The sequence below is a fragment of the Helicobacter sp. MIT 14-3879 genome (assembly GCF_003364125.1).
The window spans coordinates 1-3,274 of the sequence record NZ_NXLP01000108.1 but is presented as its reverse complement, the minus strand read 5'-3'; the positions used below and the strand labels follow the sequence as shown (position 1 = coordinate 3,274).

3 protein-coding genes are annotated in these 3,274 nt (G+C 29.9%); all 3 read right to left on the bottom strand.

The window, feature by feature from the left end; all coding sequences use genetic code 11:
* Window positions 1–1,302: 1,302 nt before the first annotated feature.
* On the bottom strand, window positions 1,303–1,446 hold the full coding sequence (locus tag CQA44_RS12775; RefSeq protein ID WP_181881902.1) for a hypothetical protein: 144 nt from the start codon (window positions 1,444–1,446) through the stop codon (window positions 1,303–1,305).
* The gene (locus tag CQA44_RS11620) at window positions 1,446–2,264 is read right to left on the bottom strand and encodes a BspA family leucine-rich repeat surface protein (RefSeq protein WP_220272161.1); all 819 of its coding nucleotides are present in this window, start codon (window positions 2,262–2,264) and stop codon (window positions 1,446–1,448) included. Before CQA44_RS11620 ends, CQA44_RS12775 begins: the two co-directional genes overlap by 1 nt.
* Window positions 2,265–2,440: 176 nt before the next feature.
* A partial coding sequence (locus CQA44_RS11615; protein ID WP_115547373.1) for a BspA family leucine-rich repeat surface protein occupies window positions 2,441–3,274 on the bottom strand: 834 nt, incomplete at its 5' end.

Sequence of the window (3,274 nt, the reverse complement as noted above, 5' to 3'; positions counted from 1 at the left end):
AATCCAACAATTAATCTACAACTTAATCTTAAAATATCAAGTCATAACTTAATCTTAAATATTAAATTAAATATTAAGTTCAAAGCTTAAGCTAAATATCAATCTAAAATGTTAAGTTAAAATGTTAATCTAAAAACTTAAGCTAAATATTGGACGCATTACAACTGATGTAATAGTTTGTTGTCATAATTTGCTCCTTATGTTAAGCTAAAATGTTAAATTAAATATTGAGTCATAAGCTAATCTTAAATATTAATCTAAAGGTTAATCTAAAATGTTAAGTTAAAATATTAATCTACAACTTAATCTAAAAATTATAACATACTTGCTTATTTGTAAAAAATGTTTTAGTGGCATTCTTATCCTATTTACAATGTATTACCTTGTATACTTAAATGCTTGTGAATTGCCTTTTTTTGTCGTTCTGAAGCTTTGCTTGCAAAGTGAAGAATTCCATTATCCTATTTAAGGACTTTAAACTTTGTCATTCTGAAGCTTGTGAAACAAGCGAAGAATCTCTAATAGAATCTAAAATAAGTAACAATTTGTCAAATCTTAGTTAAATTAACACAAATAGTAACTTGTCATTACTGAATAATCTAGCAGCCTTTGTCATTCTGAGCTTTGTTTGCAAAGTGAAGAATTCCATTATCCTATTTAAGGACTTTAAATTTTGTCATTCTGAAGCTTGTGAAACAAGCGAAGAATCTCTAAAAGAATCTAAAATAAGTAACAATTTGTCAAATCTTAGTTAAATTAACACAAATAGTAACTTGTCATTACTAAATAATCTAGCAGCCTTTATCATTATGAAGTCCTGCGTAGCAAGGCTGAAGAATCTCTCATTGATTCTAAGAGGTGTTTGCTTTCCCTTAACAAGATAAGAGGGATTGTCATTGTGAAGTCTCTTGCAAACTCACCTTGTCATTCTGAAGGAGTAAAGCGACTGAAGAATCTCTTAATGTAGTATCTTTTGTGTTAAAACCTTTGGTTAAAGAAACTTAAAAGATTCTACACTTAGCCTCATTTGAAAGTTTTATTAAAGCTTTAGATTCTTTACTCTTTTAATTTTTTGTCTCTCTTATTCTCTTTGAATCTTTAGATTCTTTGCTCTTTTAGAATCTAGTAGGAGGATTCTATGGATTTTTCACTTTGCTTTGCAAAGTTTGGAATGACAAAATTTAAAGTCCTTAAATAGGATAATGGAATTCTTTATTTTGCAAGCAAGACTTCAGAATGACAATCCACTTTGTCGTGTTGAGCGAAAGCGAAGAATCTCGGAATCCTCAAACTTGTCATTACTTAGATTCTAAGCTTAAATTTACACTTGTCATTACTAAAGGCGTTAGCCGAAGTATCTCTAGCAAAACCTATTTGCAATAGAATCTTTGCTAAATAATGACAACTTTGAGAGTTTAACTTAGTAATTTTATAATTTTCTTTCATCATTCTTGCCTATACCACTTTGGTGGATTATCTTGCAAGGGAGAGTTATAAAACATATAACTCATATCTTTAACTTGACTTACATCCCAAGAATTTAGAGGCTGATTAAAAGATTTTGCAAAAGCAAACATAAAACTCATATCTTTAACTTGACTTACATCCCAAGAATTTAGAGGCTGATTAAAAGATTTTGCTTTTGCAAACATACCTATCATAGTAACTACATTACTCACATTCCATTTATCTAGGGGTTGATTGAAAGATTTTGCAAAAGTAAACATATAACTCATATCTTTAACCTTACTCACATTCCATTTATTTAGGGGCTGATTAAAGGATACTGCCCCTGCAAACATACCTATCATAGTAACTACCTTACTCACATTCCAGCTATTTAGGGGCTGATTGAAAGAGCTTGCATAAGCAAACATATAACTCATATTTTCTACTTTGCCTGTGTCCCAAGATTCTATCCCGCTAAAGTCTTGTCTTTTTACAGGATTCTTACAAGAATAGATGATAGAATCTACATTTACTCCAGCTTTTTTTACAATTTCTTTTTTACTCTCGCTTGCATTTATAGCTCCTTTGCAGAAATCATCACTAACATTAGCAAAGAGAAAGCTCATATCTGTAATCTTTGAAGTATCAATTTCATCTAGTTTTATGCTCTCATCTTGCAATAGCTTTATTAATTCTTCTTTTGTCTGTGGGTGATATTTACTAGGTTTTGCATTAGCAAAAACTTGCATACCCACATAAGCACTAAGCAAAAAGGCAGTTAAAAGAATCTTTATAGCTGTCATTAGACTTTTCATTTTGTGTTCTCCTTATATTGTGTTTTTTGTGTTTGTTTAATAAATTTGATTTGTTTAATAAATTTTGGTTTCCTTATGTTGTTTTTAACTATATAATATGACATTTTATTGTTATATTATATTGTGTTTTTCGTGTTTCCTTAATAAATTGTTTCTTTGTTTTACTATTTTAAAAGTTATTTTGACATTTCTTCAAGCCGTTTTTCCCACCACTTTGGTGGATTATTTTCCATTGCAGAGTTATAAAACATACTCTCTATATTGCAATACTTAGGAATCTTATCTCCCCAAGAATCCAGATTTTGATTAAAAGATTTTGCTTTATAAAACATACTATCCATATTTTCTACACTGCTAACATCCCAAGAATCTAGGGGTTGATTAAAAGATTTTGCAAAAGCAAACATATAACCCATATTTTCTACCTTACTGACATTCCAAGCATTTAGATTCTGATTAAAAGATTCTGCCCTCTTAAACATACTCATCATATTTTCTACCTTACTTACATTCCAAGCATTTAGAGGCTGATTAAAGCTCTTTGCTTCATCAAACATACTTATCATATTTTTTACATTGCTCACATTCCATTTATTTAGAGGTTGATTAAAGGATTCTGCCCCTGCAAACATACCCATCATATCTTTTACCTTACTCACATTCCATTTATGTAGGGGCTGATTAAAAGAGCTTGCATAAGTAAACATACCCTGCATAGTTACTACACTGCTGACATTCCAAGATTCTATCCCACTAAAGTCTTGTCTTTTTACAGGATTCTTACAAGAATAAATCATAGAATCTACATTTACCTTATTGTTTTTTAAAGTTTCTTTTTCACTCTCGCTTGCATTCATAATTTCTTTACATTCTTCATCACTCATATTGGCAAAGAGAAAGCTCATATCTGCAATCTTTGAAGTGTCAATTTCATCTAGTTTTATGCTCTCAATTTCTTTGCCATTTAACATTTCTTTTTTATTGAGGAGTTCTATTAATTCTTTTTTTGT

What these genes read in the sequence shown, in the direction of transcription:
- CQA44_RS12775 (WP_181881902.1), bottom strand. Translation starts at nt 1,446, where the DNA reads ATGAAAGAAAATTATAAAATTACTAAGTTAAACTCTCAAAGTTGTCAT.
- CQA44_RS11620 (WP_220272161.1), bottom strand. Translation starts at nt 2,264, where the DNA reads ATGAAAAGTCTAATGACAGCTATAAAGATTCTTTTAACTGCCTTTTTG.